The following is a 21,073-nucleotide window of genomic DNA, read 5'->3' on the forward strand; positions in this document are numbered from 1 at the left end:
GCCTTTGAAGATTTTGTCCTGTAGGGCGTCCGGCAACAGAATATCTGAACCGCGGGTTTCTGTATAAAGGAACTCCTGCAAATCATGCCATTTTTGCAGGATTATTGGGTATTGCTTTGCAAAAAACAAACAATGCGCTTTCATTTTCATCAAACAGTTTTCTCCAAAATAGTTTTGAGGTTAGGCTCGCGGATTCAGGTTATCTAGTAAGCATTTCATTTTCTCGTTTTGCCATTTTCTGTTTTCATTCATGCCTCACCCGTGGGAAGGTGATTTCCAGCGCTGTAATTCAAAAGAGATGGTGGGAATGGTGTGTGAGGTGAACCGTTACGAAGTGCCGGCGCTGCTCTTCAGAGGAAAATAAGAGAACAGGGAAGCATTGCTTTCCAGAAGGAAAGCGGATATAATAAAGACAACAGAAGAAAAATATCCCGGAAAGGAAAAAAACATGGAACCAGTTGAGATAGCGTACCAGAACAAAGACATCACCAGCAAAGCGCTGGCGGAACAGATGAAAGGGAAATCCTTCCAGGCGTATGGCCTGGATCTGCCGGAAATCAGGCGGGCGCTTCCCGCCAATATTCCCGCGGTGAAGGCGAATGAGCTCCGACTGGACAATCTGTTTGAGCTTGCGGACGGGACAGCGGCTATTGTGGACTATGAGAGCGCATATAAGGAAGAGGATAAGGTAAAATACTTAAATTACCTGACGGGAATTGCAAACCGTTATCGGAAAGAGAAGGAAGCATGCCCGAAGCTGCGTATGGTGGTGATTTACACCGGGGACATCAAAAGGGAGCAGACGTCCGGGGAATACGACCTTGGGGCGGTGAAGCTGACCGTGGAATGCGCATTCCTTTCCGAACTGGACGGGGAAGGGATTTTTCAGCGCCTGGAAAAGAAGGTGGGAAGGAATGAGCGTTTGGATGACAGAGAGCTAATGGAATTTATCATACTCCCCCTGTCCTACCGGACCAGAGAGGAAAAGCAGAGGAAAATCCAGGAAACGGTAAAGCTGGCCGCACTAATCCAGGACCGCGGCCAGCAGTTATTTGCCCTGTCGGGAATCCTGGCGTTTACAGACAAAGTCATTGACCGTGAGACGGCAAATAAGATAAGGAGGGCGATTGAGATGACACAGGTAGCGCAGATATTTGAGGAAGAGAAACAGCAGGCATTGACGCAGGCAGCGCAGATATTTGAGGAAGAAAAGCGGCAGGAAGTAAAGGATACATCAAAGCAGATTGTGTTGCGAATGATAAAAAAGAATTATTCTACAGAGGAAATCGCATCCTTGGTTTCCAGTTACTCGCAGGATGATGTAGAAGCATTGCGGCGAGAAATGCAAACCCCAGAAGGAAATTGATAATTAAACAAAAATTAAAAAATCCGCAAGATAATATATGGGAAATATTGTCTTGCGGATTTTTAATTTTAAGGATAGCAGAAATGATTTTTGTCAGAATTTTTTATTTTTTTGTTGAATTTTTTCACTTTTAATATGCTGAAAAACGGGGTGCCTCTATATGCAGAAGATGAAAGGAAACTGGAAAATATTACAATTATCTCAGGAATTTATGAAACAAAAAGATAAGCATTCGGTTGGAAGATACAATATGGGAGGAATTGAATGAAATGCTTAACGCAAATAAGAGTATCTTGAAAAAAAGGCGCAGGCGCGCAAGCCGTGTATAAAAAACTGTCTCAATAATTCAAAGAGTTTGCCTGTACGCTGTTTCCAATCAGCGTGCAGGGGACGTCTAAACCAACATAGCCCGCTATGGAAATCATTTCTTTGGTTTCTATTCTTAAAAATAGCTTCCGTTTATTCGAGACTGTAATATATTGAACTGCTGATTCCGGCAGACATTCCGAAATATTTGAAACAAAGAAAATATGTGAAAATTAAACAAATTAATTCTTTAAAACAAAGACAAAAAGCCAATAAAGGTGGTTTTTCCTGTATAATATGCTGAAAATCTTTGAAACAAAGAAAATAAATTGACAATAACAAAGATTTGAAGTAAACTGTAATTACATCAAAGTACAACGTTTCCGGCCGGGAGCAGCAAGATGCAAGGAACCAATAGGAATTATATTTTCAGTAAAAAAAGGAGAAGAATATGAAAGCATTAGCAAGATATGGAAAAGCGTTTGGCGGATATCGAATGATCGACGTACCAGAGCCCGAATGTGGCCCGGAAGATATTATTGTTGAGATTAAGGCAGCGGCAATTTGCGGGGCAGATATGAAGCACTATAAAGTTGACAATGGTTCTGACGAATTTAATTCCATTCGCGGCCATGAGTTCGCTGGAGAGATTGTAAAAGTAGGCGAACTGGTGAAAGACTGGAAAGTAGGCCAGAGAGTTGTGTCTGATAACAGCGCTCATGTATGCGGGGTATGCCCGGCCTGCGAACAGGGGGATTTCCTCTGCTGTGAAAATAAAGTAAACTTGGGGCTTGACAATAACACATGGGGCGGCGGATTTTCCAAATATTGCAAGGTTCCGGGGGAAATCTTGAGAATTCATAAACATGCAATCTGGGAGATTCCGGAAAATGTAAAATACGAAGAAGCTGCAGTGCTTGACCCGATTTGCAACTCCTACAAAGCAATTGCACAGCAGGCGCATCTGCTTCCCGGACAGGATGTAGTTGTATTCGGCACAGGCCCATTAGGACTTTTCGCCGTACAGGTTGCCAGAATTATGGGCGCTGTGAACATCGTAATGGTGGGACTGGAAGAGGACGCGAAGGTTCGCTTTGGCGTGGCAAAGGAACTGGGCGCTACTCATGTAGTAAATGGTTCGAAAGAAGATGTTGTAGCAAGATGTACGGAAATCTGCGGAAGGGATAACCTGGGACTGGCAGTGGAATGTTCCGGAGCCAACATTGCTTTGCAGCAGGCGATCGAAATGCTTCGTCCAAACGGAGAAGTTGTCCGTGTGGGAATGGGCTTCAAACCTCTGGAATTCTCCATTAACGATATCACATCCTGGAATAAGAGCATCATCGGACATATGGCATATGATTCCACCTCCTGGAGAAACGCAATCCGTCTGCTGGAATCCGGACAGATTAAGGTTCAGCCCATGATTACACACAGACTTGGACTTTCTGAATGGGAAAAAGGATTTGAACTGATGGCAAACAAAGAAGCGATTAAAGTTATTTTCCATTATGACTTTGAGGATTGATTATGGAAAAAAAGTTATTATTAGCGCCGTCTATGGGATGTTGTGATCTATATGATTTTGAAAATCAGGTAAGATTCATTGACCAGCATGCGGATTTTCTGCACATTGACATCAAGGACGGGAATTATGTAAAAACCTTCGGCGTAGGGCCGGATTTCATGGCAGTTTTGAAAAAGGCAGTCAAAACCCCTATGGATGCGCATCTGATGATCAAACATCCTCAGGAATACATTGAAGCCTGTGCAGAGGCGGGCGCAGCATATATCACGCCTCATACGGATTGCATTGAGAGCGATGCGTTCGTGACGTTAAATAAAATTATCTCTCTTGGATGCAAAGCAGGGATTGCAATGAATCCGGCGGCGCCCCTGGAAGGAATCCGCTATTATTTGCCGCTGTTATCAAAAGTGACAATCATGATCGTGGATGCAGGATACGCAGGGCAGAAAGTCATTACGCAGATGTATGATAAGATACGGACTTTGGTACAGTGGAGAAAAGATATGGGGCTTAATTTCCTGATTGAGGCAGATGGTTCCATGAATGCAGGGGTGTACGGCCCATTATATGAAGCAGGAGCAGACGTTGTAGTGTTAGGGCCTCCGGCATTATGGAATAAGGATCAGAATATTCAAAAAGCCTGGGAGATCATGGAACGTGAAGTGGAAAATGAACTGACTAAGGTAGAAAAAGTATAAGAAAAGAGAGGAAAAAATTATGGCATCTAATTCAACTCCAAAGAGCGTGAATATCGGTGCAAGACTTGACCGTCTTCCGAATTCAGGCTGGCACATTAAGATGTGGCTGGTATCCGCGTTTGCGCTTCTGGTTTGCTGGTCAAACGGTATCGGAGGCGCAGTACAGAACATTCTTCTGAATGAATTGCACTGGCTGGAGGAAGGAAGTGCGCTTCTGGCAATGTGGGGCACAACTTACACGGCGGGACAGCTGTTCGGCGCTCTGGTGGGCGGACCTATCGGTGACAAAATCGGACGTAAAAGAAGTATTCTTTTATATGAGATTATACATATCATCGCGATGATTGGCGGAGCTGTTTCGCCGAATATCGGAGTGCTTTATGTATTCAGGCTGGTACAGGGCTTTGGACTTGGCGCGCTCCTTGTGGTATTGTTCGCAGGATTTACGGAATATGTTCCAGGTAGAAACCGTGGCGTATGGTCAAGCCGGAACTCCTTTATCGGAAACTGGGCGCATCCCATCTGCAACGGAATTGCATTTGTAATCGCCCTGACAGGAATCAGTTACAATATGAACTGGAGAGTGCAGTATATGATTCCGTCTATTCTGTCCGTCATTGCATCTATCCTGATTTCAAAGAAATTTCCGGAGTCCCCCAGATGGCTGGAGTCACAGGGAAGAACAGAGGAAGCGGACGAGATCATGACAAGGATTGAAAAGGAAATTGAGGCTTCCACAGGCAAATCGCTGCCGCCGGTAACGGAGGCTCCCAAGGAAGTGAAGCAGCTTCCCTATTCCGCATTGTTTCAAGGAAAGCTTTTAAAGAGGACGATCGTAGGCTCTCTGGTGTTAATTGGTATGAATACCATTCAATATACATTGATGAACTGGATGCCTTCTCTCTTAAGATCCTTAGGATACGATACTTCCTCCTCACAGTTTATGACCATGTTCGGATTGTTTGGCGCTCCTTTTGGAATTTTTATTGCATCCCTGATTATGGATAAAATTCCAAGGCGTGTCATGGGTGTGGGATTACTGGCAGGCATGGCGGTTCTGGGAATTATTACAGGGCAGCAAACACAGATGACCCCGCTGATTGTTTCCACATTCTTCCTGAACACCGTAATTTACATGTATGTATGCTACGCATCTGCAGTATATGTACCGGAGATGTGGCCTACATCTGCGAAGCTTTCCGGTTCAGGATTCTGTAATGCGGTAGGCCGTGTCAGCAATATTTTCTTCCCCTTCCTTGTAACCTATGTTGCAGGCTCCATGGGAAGCGGCGGAGTGTTTGTTCTGATTACGATTGTAGCGGTAATTATTGCAGTGTGTGTATTTATCTTCGGCGTGGAGACAAGAGGGGAGTCTGTTGAGGATATCGGTAATGTAGAATAAGTTGTCTGTGAATTGCAGAAAGGAGAGAAACCATATGAAAAATACAGAGGCAATTCTGGTGGTTCCCGGAACGATGGAAATCAAAGAAGCTCCTGTGCCGGAGCCGAAAGATGATGAGATTATCCTGAAAGTGGAATATGTTGGAATCTGTGGTTCCGATGTGCATGGATTTGAGTCAGGTCCCTTCATCCCGCCAAAGGATCCCAACCAGAAGATCGGCCTGGGCCATGAATGTGCCGGAACAGTGGTGCGGGTGGGAAGCAAAGTGACAAAATTTAAACCAGGAGACCGTGTAAATATTGAACCGGGCATACCCTGCGGAAAATGTAAATATTGTCTGGAAGGACATTATAATATCTGCCCGGATGTGGACTTTATGGCTACACAGCCCAACTACAGAGGCGCATTGACCAATTACCTGTGCCATCCGGAGAACTTCACCTATAAGCTTCCGGATAACATGAGCACCATGGAAGGCGCACTGGTAGAGCCTGCAGCGGTTGGAATGCATGCAGCTTTGGAAGGCGGCGCAAGACTGGGCAAAAAGATTGTTATTCTGGGCGCAGGCTGCATCGGACTTATGACATTGCAGGGCTGCAAAAGCCTTGGCGCAACAGACATTATTGTGGTGGACGTGATGCCGAAACGTCTGGAAATGGCAAAACAGCTTGGCGCGTCTGAAGTTATTAACGGAATGGAAGAAGATACCATCCAAAGATGCAAAGAACTGGTTGGAGAACTTGGGGCAGACATTGTATTTGAGACAGCAGGTTCCCAGATCACCGCAAAACAGGCTCCGCAGATCGTGGCAAGAGGCGGAAAGATTATGATTGTAGGAACCATTCCAGGAGAAGTGCCAATTGATTTCCTGAAAATTAACCGAGAAGTGAAGATTCAAACCGTATTCCGTTATGCAAACAACTATCCGATGACAATTGACGCTATTGCATCCGGAAAATTTGACGTGAAATCCATGGTGACGCATATTTATGCTTATCAGGATGTGCAGAAAGCATTCGAGGAATCAGTGAACTGCAAGAAAGATATTATCAAAGGCGTAATTAAAATTGACGATGCGCAATAAATATTAAAGTGATTCAGGAGGTAAACAAATGTTAGCGGATATCAGATATTGGGAAAATAAAGCGAAGGAAGGAAAATTTGCAATTCCTCATTTTAACGTATGGAACGCAGAAATGCTTATGGGCGTTGTGGACGCAGCGGAAGAGGCAAAGGCGCCGGTTATTATTTCCTTTGGAACCGGATTTGTGGGAAATACTTCTTTTGAAGATTTCTGCCATATGATGGTTTCCATGGCGAAAAAAGCTACAGTTCCGGTAATCACACATTGGGATCATGGCCGCAGCATGGAGATTGTACGGAATGCGTATGACCATGGTATGAATTCTGTTATGAGAGATGCTTCCGCATATGAATTTGAAGAGAATATCCGCCTGACCAAAGAGGTTGTGGACTTTTTCCATCCATTGGGAATCCCGGTAGAGGCAGAGTTAGGCCATGTGGGAAATGAAACAGTTTATGAAGAAGCCCTTGCAAGCTATCAGTATACAGAACCGTCCCAGGCAGCGGAATTTGTAGAGCGTACAGGCTGCGATTCTCTGGCGGTTGCCATTGGAAACCAGCATGGCGTATATACCTCCGAGCCGAAGCTGAACTTCGAAGTGGTAGAGAAAGTAAGAGACGCCGTATCTGTGCCGTTGGTACTGCACGGAGCATCCGGAATCGGCGATGAAGATATCAGGAAGGCAATCTCTCTTGGAATCGCCAAGATCAACATTCATACGGAACTGTGCCAGGCTGCTATGACTGCAATTGCGGCAAATGTTGACAAACCGTTTCTGGAATTAGAAAGAGCTGTAAGAGCGGCAGTGAAACAGCGCGCCCTGGAAAAAATTGTTTTATTCGGAGATGATGGAAAGGCGGAATAATCGTGGGGAAAAAGTTAGATGCAGTCTGTGTCGGCGCTGCGATTGTAGATATTCCTCTGCAGCCTGTCAATAGGGATATGTTTGAAGTTGAGTCATTTCCGCTGCAGCAGATTTCCATGACCATTGGCGGAGACGCCATCAATGAAGCGACGATTATGTCGCGGCTGGGACATAAGATTGGGCTGATGAGCATGGTAGGCCGGGATGCAGTGGGAAATTATATCATGGAACACTGTGAAAAGAACGGCATTGACTATTCCGGCATCCAAATCAGAGAAGGAATTGACACATCCATCAATGTCGGGCTTGTAACTGCAGACGGAGAGAGGACTTTTGTTACAAACCGTAACGGCAGCCTGTGGAAAATGACAATTAAGGATGTAGATCTTTCCCGGCTGGGCGAGGCAAAGCTTTTGTCTCTGGCAAGCATCTTCAACAATCCGCTTCTGGACTGTAAGGCGCTGGTTCAGATTTTTCAGGAGGCAAAGAAGCAGGATATGATCATTTGTGCAGATATGATCAAGGCCAGACTGGGAGAGACGTTGGAAGATATCAGAGAAGCATTGGGGTATGTGGATTATTTTTTCCCGAATTATGACGAAGCGTGTCTTATGACAGGGGAAGAAGAACTGGAAAAGATTGCGGATAAATTTTTAGATTGCGGGATTGGGCATGTAGTAATCAAAACCGGAAAGAAAGGCTGTTATATTAAGAGCCAGGATGGAAGTGTGCTGGAGGTTCCGGCCATGAAAGGAATTACTGCCATTGATACGATCGGTGCGGGAGATAATTTTGCATCTGGTTTCATTACAGCGATTCTGGAAGGAAAAACCTTGAAAGAGTGTGCGGAATTTGCCAATGTCACAGCCTCTATCAGCGTACAGAGCATCGGCGCCACAACAGGAGTGCAGAGCAGAGAGCAGGTAGAGGAAAGGCTGAAAGAATATTATGAACAGCAGAAAGGAAAATAGATTATTATGAAAAAAATGAAACTTGGAAGCACAGGCATGGATATTTCAAGAATGGGTCTTGGAACCTGGTCTATCGGCGGCGGCCCTGCATGGGGCGGCGACCATGACCTGAAGGTGGTTGTTGAGCTGATCAGAGAATGCCCGAAGCTGGGAGTGAATCTGATTGACACTGCTCCAGGGTACAATTTCGGCAACAGTGAAAAGATTGTAGGAAAAGCACTGGAAGGAATGAATCGGGAAGACGTAGTTATTATCACAAAGTGCGGAATTATCTGGAATGACAGAAAAGGAAGCCTGTTCAATAAAGTGGGAGATACGCAGCTTTATAAAAACCTTTCCAAAGAATCTATCTTAGAAGAGATTGACCAGAGTTTAGAGCGGCTTGGCACAGATTACATTGACGTTTATATGACCCACTGGCAGGCAGTAGAGCCGTATTTTACTCCGATATCTGAGACAATGGAAGTACTGAATGACCTGAAAGCTAAAGGAAAAATCCGTGCAATCGGAGCTGCAAACGTAGATGTAAACCACATTAAGGAATACTTGAAATATGGTTCCCTGGATATCGTTCAGGCAAAATACAGTATTTTGGATCGTGCAATTGAAAATGATCTGCTTCCGGTTTGCAAGGAAAACAATGTGACAATCCAGGCATATTCTCCGTTGGAAATGGGCCTGTTAAGCGGAGCGCTTCCCAGAGATTACAAGCCGGTAGGGGCGCAGATTCCGAAGAAATGGTTCCAGCCGGAAAATATGCAGAAAGCTATGGACATGATGGATGCATGGAAACCTCTTTGCGAGAAATATGACTGCACAGTTGCAAACCTTGCTCTTGCATGGATTCTTGCGCAGGGAGAATTTATTAACCTGTTAAGCGGAGCTACAACAGTGGCGCAGATTGAAGAGAATATTAAATCAGCCGAAATCGAATTAGAGCCGGAAGATGTGACATATATGCGGAAGCTGGCAGAGGACATTGATCAATAATAATTGAGGACAGTTTTTTGCTCACTAAGGCCCGGGCGGATCCGCCCGGGCCTGTCTCATATACCTTGTCTGTCTGTTTTTTGAAGGCGCCACAATGCGTGTTTTCGGGCAAAGGTATGTGTTTCAAAGGAGGGAAATATGCTTTCAAAAGAAAAAACCCTTGCAAATACCAAAGGTATTGGTATACTATTAGAGAAAGAAATCTCTGGTATTGAGGAAGAGGAAAGAGGAGAAAGCATGTCGAGTAAAGAAAGACTGATGGTGATTAGGCAGCATATCCAGAATGTAAAGAAGGTTTCGGTGGCGGAATTAAGCCTGCAGTGTTCCGTGACGGAAGAGACGATACGAAGGGATTTGGATAAGCTGGAGCTGGAAGGCGTCGTGACTAGGATACATGGCGGTGCGATTTGGAATGCGGATGTTCAGAAGGAAAATGTCCATTTTTATAAAAGGCTGACAAAACATCTGAAGGAAAAGCAGGAGATTGCCCGTAAGGCCGCTGCATTGCTGGAGGGGAAGAATACGATTATCGCAGACTCCAGCACTACTGTTGTAGAGGCGCTGAAGCTGATACCAGATAACCGGGACGTGACGATTGTGACGAATTCTACAGAGGTGTTTCGGGAATTTCAGCAGTCTTCTTTTCATATTATTTCGACGGGCGGAGAATTTAATAAGAAATCGCTGTCGTTGCAGGGGCAGCTTGCAAAGACGAATATCACGAAATATAATGTAAGTCTTGCGCTGATAAGCTGTAAAAGCGTGAATATTGAGAAAGGGGTACTGGATTCCAACGAGAGCGAGGCGGAGATCAAAAAGGTGATGCTGGAACAGGCGGAGGAGGTCGCGCTTCTCGTAGATCATTCCAAGTTTGATCAGACAGCGTTTGTATGTCTGACAGATCTGAAAAGTGTGAATTATATTATTACGGACAAAAAGCCGGGGGATGTGTGGCTCCGGTATTGTGAGGAAAATGACGTCCGTCTGATTTATTAAGAGGATGGGCTGTCGGGAAATGGCAGATTTCCAACAATATATCTTGTGATTCTTTCGATGTCACAACCATATATTGTGTATAAATTTCATTTCCCGACAGTTCCGTCCTCTTTTTATATTGGGAAAAGACAACAGGGCCGTTGCACAGCAGAGGAAAATCTGCAGAAAATGGCTCTGTTTTTTGTGTTTTAAAGGTTATATAAATAAAAATCTTTCTAAATCTTTAAAAACATCTTTAATTTAAAGAAAAATTACACAAAACAAAGAGATAAAATTAGTAAAAACAAACAAAAATCTTTGAAATGAAGAAAAATAATTGACAATTTTTCTTATGGATGTTAGAATAAGAGAAATAAAATTAGTTCTAAATCACCAATAAATGGCATAAAAACAGGATGGTTAGGAGGGAAGATGAACAAAATTTGAAACAAAAATTGTTGTGTTTCAAAAATTCTATTCCATTGCCAATGAATAAAAATTAAAGAAAAAATATTTGAAATAAAGAAAATTGGGAAAAATCTGAAATGGGAGGTTGTAACAGAATGGAGAATAAGAAAAAAGAAGCTTCCATCGTGAAAAAGATGATACTTGCAGTAGCGGGAGGCTTTATCATCGGATTTGTGTGTCTGTTTTTGAGGGAATTTCTGAATGGGAATGGGAACGAAGGGGTCTGGGACGTCATTGAAGCGATTTTTTTCCAGGATATTACTGCAACGCAGGGGATTGAAGGCTTGGGTATTTTTTATATTATCGGCCAGCTTTTTATGCGCGGGCTTCAGATGGCAATTGTGCCCCTGGTTATCACATCCCTGATCCGTGCCCTGTGCAGCCTGGCGAATCCGGAACAATTGGGCAGAATTGCCGGAAAGACATTTATTACATATTGCGGTTTTTACGTGGTAGCTGCGGCATTGGCGGGAGCCGGTGCATATTTTGTAAAATCTATGGGGTGGTTTGATGTAAATCTTCCAGGCGAGATGGCGACAGAGGCAGTCACTATGGAAGGCTACAATCCTCTTGTGACAGTTGTAAATGCAGTGCCTTCGAATATCTTTGCCGCATTTTCTACCAACAATACCATTCTGTCTGTGGTGGTTGTTGCGATTGTAATGGGACTTTGCATAACTGCCATGGGAGAACAGGCAGATCCTTTGAAAAAAGTGATTGATAACCTGAATGATGTAGTGCAGATGTTCCTTAATTTTCTGATTAACAAAATTGCGCCTGTGGCTATTTTCTGCATGATTACAAGGACTCTGGCTGTATATGGCGTGGAATATATCGGGCCTACCATGGTCTGGATTGTGACGACGATTGTTGTAAGCCTTGTGCTGGTTGCCACTATTTACCCGGCGGGCATCTTTTTGGTCACAGGGCTGAACCCTGTCCCGTTTTTAAAAAAATCATTTAAAATAGGGTTATTTGCAGCTGCCACCAACTCCTCTGCGGCGACTTTGCCTTTGAATACGAAAACCTGTACGGAGGAACTGGGATGTTCCGGGGAAATCAGCAGCTTCGTCCTGCCTACCGGCATGACGATTAATATGAATGGAACCACGGCAATGCATATGATTGCTATTACCTTTATTGGAACAGCGGCAGGAATAGATGTGACGCCAGCTACATTGGCTACTGCAGCGTTTCTGTCAATCTGTACGGCAGTAGGCACGCCGGCTATTCCGGTGGCAGGAACCACCATGGTTTATGTGGTGATGTCCGGTTTGGGAATGAGCTCAGAGCTCTGCATGATTGGTTATTCTCTGGTGCTGGCGATGAATTATCTGCCGGGTATGGCTGTGATTACGCTGAATGTAATTGGAGACGCTGCAGCCAATGTAATTGTGAATTTCAAAGAGGGCGTTTTGGATAAAGATATCTATAATAAGTAAGAAATTGCGTGCATGAAATAATAGGAACAACGAGCGGAATGGCAATCTATGACTCCGTCGGTTAAATGCAGATATTTAACCGACGGAGTCATATCATCATAGGTGGATGTTCGTTCCATCATTCATGGGGAACGTGTGGCGCGCAGTTTTCCCACAGAAAAGATCCTTTAATTCATCCAGACAACCTGCTGCTTCGTCCTCAGGGGAAAACGCCGCAAATTGCAGCCGTTTAGATTCTCGTGGTTCAGATTAACTGCAGTCAGCTGATTATTGGAATATGTCTTATAATAGTAGATTCCCCGATCCGCATTCATGCAGCAGGAATACAGAGTAAGCTCATACTTGTTTTCTTCTGTTAACACACTTCCCCGGACCATGGACACAGAATCCAGCAAATGGAAAAATTGCGCAACGCTGCTGGACTCATCTGGTTCACAGACAGAATTTAAGCAGAGATAAGAAGCTTTTACAAACCGGGAGGAAGGAGAAAAATCGCCGGGGAGGCCGAAGCTTCCCAACCCCCGTCCAAAAGGCTTCAGGTTAAGATCGGTGGAAAAGCAGTTGGAAGGAGTGCCAGCAGTCAGGTTCATGTACTGGCAGGTATTGGTCATTTGAAAGGGAAAAGCGGGATTATTGGTCAGCACTCTCATGGGATCGTCAAAAATTTCCATACCGCTTTTTGTTATTTCCAGTACAAAAGAAGCCTCTTTGTCTGCAATATGCCAGTGAAGGGGCGATAGGGGAATCTCATCGCTGAAAGGAATATGAATCAGATGGGTGGTGGAAAGGAGTTCCCTGGCTTCGGCTGCGGTGGCGCATTTTCCCAAGAGCCAGAGAATCAGCTCGAAGGGGGAAATGTTGCTGCAGTCTGTTTTTTCTTCTGGAGGATAGTAGGCGTTGTCCGGGAAATTCAATCCTGCGATACACAAGCCCTTTTCATTGAACGCTTCGGCGTACAGGGGAAAGCCTTCCGCAATGGTAGCCATGCCCAGCAATGCATAGTGATGCTTCATCATGCCGGCTTTTCGGAAAGAGATGGGGTAATTCCGCGGGGTGAGGACGACGCATTCGTTAAAACTGTATTCCAGATCCATGGTGCGTCCAAAGTAAAAATCATTTGTTTTCATTGCGATACTGGTGCACATGATAGTTCCTCTTTTCTTTATAAATTGTCGCCATGCCTTGCAGCATAGTTTCCTGTTTTATTGTATTATAGAAAAGAACAGATCATACTAGAAAGCTTCAGATTCAGGAGGCAGAGGTAAAAATTCCCAAATCCGGCGGAAAAATGGTGAAAACGAAAAAGCAAAGCATGAAAAGCGCCAGGGCAGAATAGAAAAAACCTGCAAATTTTCTGCCTGTGCAGGTTTTAGCAAACCAATAGGCGCAGGCAAATCCGAATACAATGCTGAGGAAAAAGACGGCAATATCCATAAACAGGCAGTGTGTTCCAAGGATGCCGGAATAGGTATAAAAGAGAACCGGAATGGAAATTGTTCCAAGAAGGATTCCCAGAGCATTTCCCAGGCAGATGCAGGGATAGCTGTTTTTCAGATGCAGGAAAAAAGAAATCCATGTTTCTGATATGGAGCGGGTAGCGCAATTTCCTTCTGCTTTTGGGGATAAGGATTTGTCTGGACCAAGACGCAGGAGGATACCGGAAGCAATACTGTAAAAAAGCATTGGAAAAAACAGGAGCTTCATGTGCTCCCAGGTAGATTCGTTGACAGGAGAAAATAACCCCACCCAGAAATTATTTCCGGACCATTTGTAGGTAAAATGAAGGAGAGTTCCTGCAAGGAAGGTAAAGATTACTCCTGAAATAATGTAGCACAGCAGTTTTTTGTCCATAAGCGCCTCCGTTTTGACAGGTTAATAATAGGTATGATATTCTATCTTATAATATCCCAAATAGATGACTGTCATGCAGATTATCAGGAATTTCAGCAGGAGGAAGCCATGGGAAAATCACCAGTTCAAAAAGAATATTCATTATCTGAATTTTGCAGTAAATTATCTGTTTCTGAGGCCACCGGAAGGAATTGGATTCGGTTGGGTAAAATCCGCCCGGATCGGGAATATCAGGGCAAGCCTTATTTTTCCAGGACTTATACAGAGAAAATTTTAGGAAAGCTTCAAAAGGAAGAAGCGGGATTCTTAAAAGCCAGAAGGAATAAGAAGCACATCAGCGGAAACTCCATGGACAGAAATTATATTTTGAGAGATTCCCCCAATTTAAAAAAGATTGCGCAGACGGCGGAACGTATGGCGCGTGTTTCGCAGACGGATATGCTGCTGCGGGCGGTTTTGGCGGAATGCGCCATTCAATTGCTGTGCCAGGTTTATGGCGTTCAGACACCCTTCAAAGAATGCTTTTTGCTGCATTATCTGGAAGGGGAGATCGCCCTGGGGCAGTATGATGAATTGGTGCGGGAGCTTTTTCCGGCAGGAAAAAAGGGGTATCATGAAATAGAGGCAGGGAAAAAGGGAGAAAAAGAGCTGTTCCAGATTTCTTATGTGCCGGAGCCCAATGCAGATATTCTGGGGCTTTTATATAGTTCCCTGAAAAATTTAAGGGAGCGCAAAGCAGCCGGTTCTTATTATACCCCTACTCATATTGTGAAAGAAATGACAAAGGATTTATATGAAAGCAACGATGGAAATTTAACAATTCTGGACCCCTGCTGCGGCACCGGAAATTTTCTGCTGCAGCTTCCAGAAGATTTTTCTCTGGAACAGATTGCGGGAAGGGATATTGACGCCCTCAGTGTAATCCTTGCCAGAATCAATCTGGCTTTGAAATTCAAAGACGCGCCGGTTTCCCTTCTGCGAAAGCAAATAAAGCCGGGTGATTTTCTTCTTGGAGAAGAAAGTGAGACCTATGATCTGATATTAGGCAATCCGCCCTGGGGATTTCAGTTTGAGCCGTCTGCGGAATCCCTGCTGTGTGAGAAATTCAGGACAGCCAAAGGGAAGCATATGGAATCCTATGAGATGTTTTTAGAGGAAGCGGTAAAGAGGACGCCAGTGGGCGGAGCGGTTGCATTTGTGCTGCCGGAAGCGGCGCTCAATGTGAAATCCCATCTGGAAATCCGGAAATTTCTGATGGAACAGGCGCAGATAGAAGAACTGAACTATCTGGGAGATGTGTTCGGCGGCGTGCAGTGCCCGTCAATTATTATGAAAATCAGAAAGACCGGACGCCCGCTTGATACCTGCGGAATGAAGATTTTCGATGGAAGCAGGAAGTTTGAAATTCAAATCAGCCGTAAAGTGGAAGCGGAAAATTTTAATTTTAATATGACGGATGAAGAGTATGAACTGATGGAGAAAATCATGGGGCGAAAACACATGGTTTTTCTGAAAAATCAAGCTGACTTTGCCCTTGGAATCGTTACCGGCAATAACCGGAAGCTGGTGCGGAGCCAAAAAGGCGAAAAGGGGGAAATTGTTTTAAAGGGCTCCGATATCCGCAAATATAAAATTGTGCCGGGAGATACCTATCTGGCATATGAGCCCGAGAAGTTTCAGCAATGCGCCAAAACAGAATTTTATCGTGCCGAAGAGAAGCTTTTCTACCGTTTTGTGGGAAATCAGCTTGTGTTTGCCTATGATAATCAGCGGAGGTTATCTTTAAACAGCTGTAATATTCTGATTCCCCGAATTCCTCAGCTGCATATAAAATATATCATGGCTGTGTTAAATTCCAGGATTGCCCAGTTTATCTATCGCAGAAAATTTCATTCTCTGAAAGTACTGCGTAGTTCTTTAGAACAGCTTCCTATTCCTGCGGCATCAGAGGAAGAGCAGAAGCAGATTATTTTGCTTACCGATCAGATTGCATCGGAAGAGGATACGGAAAAATGGATGGAATGTTATAACGCAATTGACGCAAGAGTGGCTGCGGCCTGCAGCCTAACCTTCCAGGAATATGAGAAAATTTTAGAATATGAGGGCTGCGCATTGCCGGAAATCAAAGAAATTATTCCTTTTGTGCAATAAAATGGTAAAGAGGTAAAGAAAAAGATTGCAAAATTGAGTAAATCATACTAAAATATACCTTGGTGATAGAAACAGAGCAAAGATAAAGGAGAAAAGATATGAGCTATGTAGATGAAGTATTAGAACGCGTCATTGCAAAGAATCCGGCAGAGCCTGAATTCCATCAGGCGGCAAAGGAAGTTTTGAATTCCTTAAGACCGGTCATTGAGGCAAATGAAGAATTATATCGGAAAGAAGCATTATTGGAGCGTTTGACAGAGCCGGACAGGCAGTTCAAATTCCGTGTGCCCTGGGTGGATGATAAAGGACAGGTGCAGGTAAATACAGGATACCGCGTACAGTTTAATAACAGCATTGGGCCTTACAAGGGTGGATTAAGGCTGCATCCTTCTGTAAATCTTGGAATTATCAAGTTCCTTGGATTTGAGCAGATTTTCAAGAATTCCCTGACAGGTCTGCCAATCGGCGGCGGAAAAGGCGGTTCTGATTTTGATCCGAAGGGAAAATCTGACCGTGAAGTGATGGCGTTCTGCCAGAGCTTTATGACAGAGCTTTGCAAGTATATCGGGGCAGACACAGACGTGCCGGCAGGCGATATCGGAACAGGAGCCAGAGAAATTGGCTACATGTTCGGACAGTTTAAGAAAATCCGCGGTACTTACGAAGGCGTGTTAACAGGAAAGGGACTTTCCTATGGCGGTTCTCTGGCACGTACGGAAGCTACTGGATACGGCCTGTTGTATCTGACGGAAGAAATGCTGAAATGCAACGGACACGATCTGAAGGGCAAGACAGTCTGCGTATCTGGTTCCGGAAACGTAGCGATCTATGCAACTCAGAAAGCGCATCAGTTGGGCGCTAAGGTGGTAACTGTCAGCGATTCCACAGGCTGGGTTTACGATCCGGAAGGAATTGACGTAGCATTGTTAAAAGAGGTCAAAGAAGTAAAACGCGCTCGTCTGACTGAATATGCAGCAGCTAGGCCAAGTGCAGAATATCATGAAGGCCGTGGAGTATGGACGGTGAAATGCGATGTTGCTCTTCCCTGTGCAACGCAGAATGAACTGCTGTTGGATGATGCAAAAGCATTGGTTGCAAATGGATGCATCGCAGTTGCGGAAGGCGCTAACATGCCTACCACCCTGGAGGCGACCGAGTATCTGCAGCAGAACAAGGTGTTATTTGCTCCCGGAAAGGCTGCAAATGCAGGCGGCGTGGCAACCTCCGCGCTGGAGATGAGCCAGAACTCTGAACGTCTGAGCTGGACCTTTGAAGAAGTGGACAGCAAGCTTCAGGGAATTATGGTGAATATTTTCCACAATCTGGATGACGCTGCAAAACGTTATGGCAAGGAAGGCGATTATGTAGCAGGCGCTAATATTGCCGGATTTGAGAAAGTGGCAGAAGCCATGATTGCACAGGGCGTTTGCTAAAGGGAAAATAATTGATAAAAGGAAAGGGGCTTTGGGAAAATAACATTGTTACACAATATATCGCTGTGATACCAAAAATCACAACGATATATTGTGAAGGACAGTTATTTTCCAACAGCCCCTTTATCTTTTGCATATATTGTGAAAACTTGCAGGTTAGCTGCATTCTATAATGGTTTCGTATATATCATGTCCTCGGTGGATCACCATTTCCATATCCAGTTTACCTTGGCGGATGTATTGTGAACGGTCAAGGTATTCAGAGTTGGTAATCCTGTCTGTAGCCTGAACAGATGTGAAATAATTCAGCATCTCTGCTAATTTGGAAAAGCTGGGATTGTTCTGAAGATTCTTGATGACATCTTCAAACAGTGTATTTGATTCTTTTAACAAATCCCGTACTGCTGCCCGCAGCTCTTCCTGAATCCATTTGGAGTCTGATTCATCCAGCTTTTTGCATAGACAGCTTACCAGATAAGGATATCCTCCGGTAACTTCATAGAGCTTTTCTGCCATTACTGGTATGTCCATGTTCGTGGGGGTCTTCCCGATTCAGATAATATTCCCGAAGCTGTCCCAGAAAATCTAAAAATACCTGGTTGTTGGACGCCTGGTCTGCTTCATCTATCATTAATATGAGATGTTTCTCCGATGTGCCGCATATTACACTGAGGACTTCAAAAAGCTCGGTCAGGTCAAAGAAATTTTCTTCTTTTGCCTGTCGTGTTGTTAAATTTTGCACAGCTTCTGGATTCAGGCGCCTATGTTCCTGTTCTGGCTGGGCCTTTCGAATAAACTCATTTGCAAACTCTTGTTGAAGATATTTTTGAAGCATTCGGAGTGTGGTTGTTTTGCCGTATTGCCTGGTGCGGTTAATGACAAAATAATCCCCATGGTCTACCAATTTTTTATTTCTTCTAACCGACTGTTTAAATCTGCCATATAATGTTTCAATGGATGGCAGGCGCCGTTATATGAAAGGTTTTAGCCAAGGTGTATTCTTCCTTTTGTTTCAGAGCATGGATTTTTCTATATTATACGCTTGTCGGATACTGTTCTTCAAGTGCAAGTTTTATTATTCCATTTCCAAAAGCTTTCTTACGGCCAGTTTCATATCTGGCAGCTTCCGGTACTGCATAACCAGCGTCCGCTCTTCCTCTGACAGAAGAAAATCATCCAGGGAATCGTTGTAACCAAAGGTGCCGAGAATGTTATCTATATTATATATCTTGCAAAGGATCAGCAAAGTGTCCGCGTCCGGCTGTGTCTGGCCGCTTTCCCAGCCGTAAATTGTTTTTGGGGCGACAGGCAGTTTGTAGTCCTCTAATTTTATTACCAGATCATTGACGGAATAATGGTTTAATTTCCGGTATGCCTTTAAAACTTTAGAGATATTTGGGTTTTTCATGTGCTCACCTCTTATCTAAATATAGACTACCCCAAAATAAGCGTCAATAAATTGGAAATAATTCTTTGAAATCAGCAAAAACTTATATTGAAATTCTTTCCAAAAGAGAATATAATAGAAAATGTAACTATCAAAATAATGAGGAATGGAGGAAAATATGGGGAATCGTGCAAAGAAATGGCTGGCAGACCAGATGGAACAGAATCATGTATCCGCAGAGATCATAGCAGATGTTTTAGAGATACCGATGGATGACCTTTTGGTTGGGAAGGCAGGAAGTCTGGATTCCGATGATTTTTTACGGGCCTGCGCCTATCTTCACCTCAGACCTGAGAAATTGCTTCTGGCTTTCTAGCCTGCATACATAGACAGGACTTATTATGATTTTTTATACATGCAGGAATAGAAATAAAGAAACAGGAGCCCCGCTGCCCTGTACAGATACCAGGTGCGAAACAAGTCTTTGCCCGGTTTGCAAAGGAAGGGCAGAGGCTGCATCAGAGATCTACTGGTGCGGGCATTGCCGTGTTCCATTGTATGAGGAGACATGCAGCCTGTGCGGGCAGAAGGGAAAACGTCTGACTACAGATATCCGGCCGGTATTTCCGGAAGAACGTCTTTTCATTGAGATTGTAATGGGGAAGCCTTTTGAATATCTTAAAGAGTCCGTATGGAACGGAACCGGAAACCGCTATTATGTGAATGGGCAGAAGCTGCCCTTTTCCATCAGCCGTTTAAAGGAACTGGATCAGGATGCGGTTCGCTTCCAATACGAGCAGTTAAAGGAACAGAATACAGAGGAGTATTTTAAGGAGTACCGGGACAGGTTTGTGAAGGCAAACAGGGTCAGATTTCAGAAGATTGTGGAAGAGGCAGGAAATTTTATTCGGAAAAGCGCCTGCGATGCTGATGTGATGGATATGTTTGTATCTTTCAGCGGAGGCAAGGATTCAACGGTAACTTCGGATTTAGTGACGCGGGCGCTAAGCAATCCGGAAATTGTGCATATTTTCGGAGATACTACGCTGGAATTTCCCTCTACTTATGAATATATCAGTCGGTTTCGCAGAGAACACCCCAGAACGCCGGTGCTGTCCGCCAGGAATAAGGAGAAAGACTTTGAAGCGATGTGCCGCGTAGTGGGTCCGCCCAGCCGGGTGATGCGCTGGTGCTGTACCGTATTTAAAACAGGCATGATTCAGAAGAAAATACGTTCCCTGTTTCGGGACAAAAGCCGGATACTAACCTTTTACGGCATAAGGCGCAGCGAATCCGTCAGCAGAAATAAATACGAAAGAGAAACAGACAGTCCCAAGATTACCAAGCAGCGGATTGTTTCTCCGGTGATTGACTGGATGGATTTCGACATATGGCTGTATCTTTTAACCAGGGGAATTGATTTCAACAGCGCTTATCGGCTGGGATATGCCAGAGTAGGATGCTGGTGCTGCCCCAATAACAGCGAATGGTCAGAATTTCTTTCTTCCGTTCATATGCAGCGGCAATCGGAACAATTTCATCGTCTGCTGGTGGAATTTGCGGAGAGCATAGGGAAAGAAGACGCAGAAGTTTACGTGAGGGAAGGAGGCTGGAAAGCCAGGCAGGGAGGAAATGGCGTACCGTACGCCGGGAAAGCTGTGGTGTCCTTTCAGCCTTGTGCATTAGAGGAAAACGCCTTTCGTTATGAACTGCAGCGGCCTGTTTCAAAAGAGCTGTTTGAATTGTTCCGGCCGTTCGGATACCTGGATTATGATATGGGAAATCAGGCTTTGGGAGAAGTTTATGTGCATAACAAAAAAGGAGAGATCCTCTTAAAACTACAGGGGCGTATTGGATCCAAAGAACTGAAGGTTACAATTGTAAACGTCCGGCTGGCAGGCGCAGGAGATTTGAAAACAGCCGAAGAACGGGTGAAATGCCAGCTTACCAAATACCAGATGTGCATAGGGTGTATGGCCTGTGAGAGTGTGTGCAGATTCAACGCTCTTTCTATCAAAGAGCAGAAAGATGGCAAGGTAAGGTATCGGATATCGGAAGAGAAATGTCTGCGGTGTGCAGAATGTGTGAATCATTTTACGGCAGGATGTTATATGAGGAAGGTGCTTGCTGTTAAGAGAACGTAGAGGAGTGAAGAG

The 21,073-nt window shown here is 44.4% G+C and carries 19 protein-coding genes; 14 read left to right on the forward strand and 5 right to left on the reverse strand.

The window, feature by feature from the left end:
- Nucleotides 1-448: 448 nt before the first annotated feature.
- From E5329_RS20710 to E5329_RS20755, 10 genes are all read left to right on the forward strand, one after another.
- The gene (locus E5329_RS20710) at nt 449-1,366 is read left to right on the forward strand and encodes a hypothetical protein (protein WP_135991253.1); all 918 of its coding nucleotides are present in this window, start codon (nt 449-451) and stop codon (nt 1,364-1,366) included.
- Nucleotides 1,367-2,123: 757 nt separating this feature from the next.
- Nucleotides 2,124-3,200 carry a zinc-binding dehydrogenase gene (locus tag E5329_RS20715; protein ID WP_135991254.1) on the forward strand — a complete coding sequence of 359 codons (1,077 nt, stop codon included), beginning with the start codon at nt 2,124-2,126 and terminating at the stop codon, nt 3,198-3,200.
- A 2-nt stretch (nt 3,201-3,202) separates the two neighbouring features.
- Entirely contained in the window at nt 3,203-3,898 is a 696-nt protein-coding gene (locus tag E5329_RS20720) for a beta/alpha barrel domain-containing protein (RefSeq protein WP_135991255.1), read from the forward strand.
- A gap of 19 nt (nt 3,899-3,917) precedes the next feature.
- Nucleotides 3,918-5,300: an MFS transporter gene (locus tag E5329_RS20725; protein WP_135991256.1), complete on the forward strand. Its 1,383-nt coding sequence runs from the start codon at nt 3,918-3,920 to the stop codon at nt 5,298-5,300.
- A 34-nt stretch (nt 5,301-5,334) separates the two neighbouring features.
- Nucleotides 5,335-6,384, forward strand: a complete 1,050-nt coding sequence (locus E5329_RS20730; protein ID WP_135991257.1) for an NAD(P)-dependent alcohol dehydrogenase — start codon at nt 5,335-5,337, stop codon at nt 6,382-6,384.
- A 28-nt stretch (nt 6,385-6,412) separates the two neighbouring features.
- The gene (locus tag E5329_RS20735) at nt 6,413-7,249 is read left to right on the forward strand and encodes a class II fructose-bisphosphate aldolase (protein ID WP_135991258.1); all 837 of its coding nucleotides are present in this window, start codon (nt 6,413-6,415) and stop codon (nt 7,247-7,249) included.
- Nucleotides 7,250-7,251: 2 nt separating this feature from the next.
- Nucleotides 7,252-8,220, forward strand: a complete 969-nt coding sequence (locus E5329_RS20740; RefSeq protein WP_135991259.1) for a carbohydrate kinase family protein — start codon at nt 7,252-7,254, stop codon at nt 8,218-8,220.
- Nucleotides 8,221-8,226: 6 nt separating this feature from the next.
- Complete coding sequence (gene ydjG / locus E5329_RS20745; RefSeq protein WP_135991260.1) at nt 8,227-9,210, forward strand: NADH-dependent methylglyoxal reductase; 984 nt, start codon at nt 8,227-8,229, stop codon at nt 9,208-9,210.
- A 138-nt stretch (nt 9,211-9,348) separates the two neighbouring features.
- Complete coding sequence (locus E5329_RS20750; protein ID WP_135991261.1) at nt 9,349-10,206, forward strand: DeoR/GlpR family DNA-binding transcription regulator; 858 nt, start codon at nt 9,349-9,351, stop codon at nt 10,204-10,206.
- Between the two features lie 542 nt (nt 10,207-10,748).
- Complete coding sequence (locus E5329_RS20755) at nt 10,749-12,095, forward strand: dicarboxylate/amino acid:cation symporter (protein WP_135991262.1); 1,347 nt, start codon at nt 10,749-10,751, stop codon at nt 12,093-12,095.
- A gap of 167 nt (nt 12,096-12,262) precedes the next feature.
- On the opposite strand, the gene bsh is transcribed toward E5329_RS20755, so the two are convergent.
- Both bsh and E5329_RS20765 read right to left on the reverse strand, forming a co-directional pair.
- Entirely contained in the window at nt 12,263-13,240 is a 978-nt protein-coding gene (gene bsh / locus E5329_RS20760) for a choloylglycine hydrolase (RefSeq protein WP_135991263.1), read from the reverse strand.
- 103 nt (nt 13,241-13,343) lie between these two features.
- On the reverse strand, nt 13,344-13,946 hold the full coding sequence (locus E5329_RS20765; protein ID WP_135991264.1) for a DUF6512 family protein: 603 nt from the start codon (nt 13,944-13,946) through the stop codon (nt 13,344-13,346).
- A 108-nt stretch (nt 13,947-14,054) separates the two neighbouring features.
- Here E5329_RS20765 and E5329_RS20770 point away from each other — a divergent pair, with 108 nt between their 5' ends.
- Nucleotides 14,055-16,097 (forward strand): TaqI-like C-terminal specificity domain-containing protein, encoded by a 2,043-nt coding sequence (locus E5329_RS20770; RefSeq protein ID WP_168356710.1) that lies wholly within the window; start codon nt 14,055-14,057, stop codon nt 16,095-16,097.
- A 98-nt stretch (nt 16,098-16,195) separates the two neighbouring features.
- Complete coding sequence (gene gdhA, locus E5329_RS20775) at nt 16,196-17,530, forward strand: NADP-specific glutamate dehydrogenase (RefSeq protein WP_135991266.1); 1,335 nt, start codon at nt 16,196-16,198, stop codon at nt 17,528-17,530.
- 156 nt (nt 17,531-17,686) lie between these two features.
- Here the strand turns inward: gdhA and E5329_RS20780 are convergent, their stop codons facing one another.
- The 3 genes from E5329_RS20780 to E5329_RS20790 form a co-directional block, all read right to left on the reverse strand.
- Complete coding sequence (locus E5329_RS20780) at nt 17,687-18,061, reverse strand: hypothetical protein (protein WP_135991267.1); 375 nt, start codon at nt 18,059-18,061, stop codon at nt 17,687-17,689.
- On the reverse strand, nt 18,027-18,434 hold the full coding sequence (locus tag E5329_RS20785; RefSeq protein WP_135991268.1) for a hypothetical protein: 408 nt from the start codon (nt 18,432-18,434) through the stop codon (nt 18,027-18,029). The genes E5329_RS20780 and E5329_RS20785 overlap by 35 nt, the downstream gene beginning before the upstream one ends.
- A 171-nt stretch (nt 18,435-18,605) precedes the next feature.
- A complete protein-coding gene (locus E5329_RS20790) occupies nt 18,606-18,938 on the reverse strand; it encodes a helix-turn-helix domain-containing protein (protein WP_135991269.1) in 333 nt (110 codons plus the stop codon).
- 157 nt (nt 18,939-19,095) lie between these two features.
- Here E5329_RS20790 and E5329_RS20795 point away from each other — a divergent pair, with 157 nt between their 5' ends.
- Nucleotides 19,096-19,293 (forward strand): hypothetical protein, encoded by a 198-nt coding sequence (locus tag E5329_RS20795; RefSeq protein ID WP_135991270.1) that lies wholly within the window; start codon nt 19,096-19,098, stop codon nt 19,291-19,293.
- 25 nt (nt 19,294-19,318) lie between these two features.
- On the forward strand, nt 19,319-21,061 hold the full coding sequence (locus E5329_RS20800) for a phosphoadenosine phosphosulfate reductase domain-containing protein (protein WP_135991271.1): 1,743 nt from the start codon (nt 19,319-19,321) through the stop codon (nt 21,059-21,061).
- The last annotated feature ends 12 nt before the right edge of the window (nt 21,062-21,073 follow it).

This window comes from Petralouisia muris (assembly GCF_004793545.1).
GTDB classification, from domain to species: Bacteria; Bacillota; Clostridia; order Lachnospirales; family Lachnospiraceae; genus Petralouisia; species Petralouisia muris.

What these genes read in the sequence shown, in the direction of transcription:
- E5329_RS20770 (WP_168356710.1), top strand. Translation starts at nt 14,055, where the DNA reads ATGGGAAAATCACCAGTTCAAAAAGAATATTCATTATCTGAATTTTGC.
- E5329_RS20755 (WP_135991262.1), top strand. Translation starts at nt 10,749, where the DNA reads ATGGAGAATAAGAAAAAAGAAGCTTCCATCGTGAAAAAGATGATACTT.
- E5329_RS20715 (WP_135991254.1), top strand. Translation starts at nt 2,124, where the DNA reads ATGAAAGCATTAGCAAGATATGGAAAAGCGTTTGGCGGATATCGAATG.
- E5329_RS20725 (WP_135991256.1), top strand. Translation starts at nt 3,918, where the DNA reads ATGGCATCTAATTCAACTCCAAAGAGCGTGAATATCGGTGCAAGACTT.
- E5329_RS20765 (WP_135991264.1), bottom strand. Translation starts at nt 13,946, where the DNA reads ATGGACAAAAAACTGCTGTGCTACATTATTTCAGGAGTAATCTTTACC.
- E5329_RS20735 (WP_135991258.1), top strand. Translation starts at nt 6,413, where the DNA reads ATGTTAGCGGATATCAGATATTGGGAAAATAAAGCGAAGGAAGGAAAA.
- bsh (WP_135991263.1), bottom strand. Translation starts at nt 13,240, where the DNA reads ATGTGCACCAGTATCGCAATGAAAACAAATGATTTTTACTTTGGACGC.
- E5329_RS20710 (WP_135991253.1), top strand. Translation starts at nt 449, where the DNA reads ATGGAACCAGTTGAGATAGCGTACCAGAACAAAGACATCACCAGCAAA.
- E5329_RS20730 (WP_135991257.1), top strand. Translation starts at nt 5,335, where the DNA reads ATGAAAAATACAGAGGCAATTCTGGTGGTTCCCGGAACGATGGAAATC.
- E5329_RS20800 (WP_135991271.1), top strand. Translation starts at nt 19,319, where the DNA reads ATGATTTTTTATACATGCAGGAATAGAAATAAAGAAACAGGAGCCCCG.
- gdhA (WP_135991266.1), top strand. Translation starts at nt 16,196, where the DNA reads ATGAGCTATGTAGATGAAGTATTAGAACGCGTCATTGCAAAGAATCCG.
- E5329_RS20795 (WP_135991270.1), top strand. Translation starts at nt 19,096, where the DNA reads ATGGGGAATCGTGCAAAGAAATGGCTGGCAGACCAGATGGAACAGAAT.
- E5329_RS20780 (WP_135991267.1), bottom strand. Translation starts at nt 18,061, where the DNA reads ATGGACATACCAGTAATGGCAGAAAAGCTCTATGAAGTTACCGGAGGA.
- E5329_RS20790 (WP_135991269.1), bottom strand. Translation starts at nt 18,938, where the DNA reads ATGAAAAACCCAAATATCTCTAAAGTTTTAAAGGCATACCGGAAATTA.
- ydjG (WP_135991260.1), top strand. Translation starts at nt 8,227, where the DNA reads ATGAAAAAAATGAAACTTGGAAGCACAGGCATGGATATTTCAAGAATG.
- E5329_RS20720 (WP_135991255.1), top strand. Translation starts at nt 3,203, where the DNA reads ATGGAAAAAAAGTTATTATTAGCGCCGTCTATGGGATGTTGTGATCTA.
- E5329_RS20750 (WP_135991261.1), top strand. Translation starts at nt 9,349, where the DNA reads ATGCTTTCAAAAGAAAAAACCCTTGCAAATACCAAAGGTATTGGTATA.